This window comes from Alsobacter ponti, assembly GCF_024294805.1.
GTDB lineage: Bacteria > Pseudomonadota > Alphaproteobacteria > Rhizobiales > Beijerinckiaceae > Alsobacter > Alsobacter ponti.
This window is the reverse complement of the sequence record NZ_JANCLU010000050.1, coordinates 1-1266: the sequence shown is the minus strand read 5'-3', so window position 1 is coordinate 1266 and position 1266 is coordinate 1. Positions and strand designations below refer to the sequence as shown.

General features: G+C 62.6%; 1 protein-coding gene. It reads right to left on the bottom strand.

Going from position 1 to position 1266, the window contains the following annotated elements; genetic code table 11:
- Nucleotides 1-39: 39 nt before the first annotated feature.
- Nucleotides 40-1184 (bottom strand): IS3 family transposase gene (locus NK718_RS21815; RefSeq protein ID WP_371877347.1). Its coding sequence is split into 2 segments (ribosomal slippage): nt 40-899 and nt 899-1184, totalling 1146 coding nucleotides; the frame shifts between segments, so codons are not numbered across the junction.
- Nucleotides 1185-1266: the final 82 nt, after the last annotated feature.

Sequence of the window (1266 nt, the reverse complement as noted above, 5' to 3'; positions counted from 1 at the left end):
TGAGCTACTCCCCGATCCTTGGACAGATTCCCGGCTGGTTTAAGCTACTCTGCGGGTCTGCTGATCGGTTTCAATGGCGGTGAAGTAGACCACGGCTGGCGGCTGCCCGCCATGGGCGGCGTGAGGCCGCTGGTGGTTGTAGAAAGCGATCCATCGCCCAACGCCTGCCCGGGCCTGCGACCCGATTTCCCAGGCGTGCAGGTAGACGCATTCGTACTTCAGGGACCGCCACAGGCGTTCGATGAAGATGTTGTCGAGGCAGCGGCCCTTGCCGTCCATCGAGATCCGGGCGCCAGCCCGCTTCAGCCGATCGGTCCAGGCGAAGGACGTGAACTGGCTGCCCTGATCGGTGTTCATGATCTCGGGCGAGCCGAACCTGTACAGAGCCTCGTTCAACGCCTCGACACAGAAGTCCGCCTCCAGCGTGTTCGAGACGCGCCACGCCAGCACTTTGCGGGTGAACCAGTCCATGATCGCGACGAGATACAGAAAGCCACGCCGCATCGGCAGATAGGTGATGTCGGCGCACCAGACCTGGTTGGGCCGAGCAACCCTCAGGCCGCCAAGCAGATAGGGGTAGGTCTTGTGCCCCTTCGCGGGCCTGCTCGTGTCGGGCTTCTGGAAGATCGGCATCAACCGCATGAGGCGCATCAGCCGCCGGATGCGCTTGACGTTCACCGGATGCCCTTCGTTCTTCAGGTGCCAGGTCATCTGCTGAACGCCGTAGAAGGGCGTGTCCAGGAACTGCTTGTCGATCAGCAGCATGAGGGCGAGGTTCATCTCGGTCTCGCCCTGCGGCTCGTAGTAAAACGAGGAGCGCGGCAGCGACAGCAACCGGCACTGCATCCCGACCGACAACGAGGGGTGGTTGCGCTCGATCATCGCGCGCCTCACTTCCCGGTCCAGGGCTTGAGCCTTCGTGACAAAAAATCATTGGCGACCGCCAGCTCCCCGATCTTGGCGTGGAGGGCCCGTACCGTCTCTTCGTCGACCTCGGCCGCCTTCCTGCCGCCCCGCTCGAAGATGTCCGCCGCTCCATCGAGCAGCGCTTTCTTCCACTGGTGGATCATCGTCGGATGCACGCCATATTCGGTGGCCAATTCCGACACGGTGCGCTCACCCTTCACGGCTTCCAGCGCCACGCGAGCCTTGAAGCCCGCGTCATGATTCCTGCGTTTGCGCATGCTCTGATCTCCCATCCCTGGAGACCAGCAGACGCCACATCGTAGCTTCCGTCACTGTCCGGTTTTCGGGGAGTAGCTCACA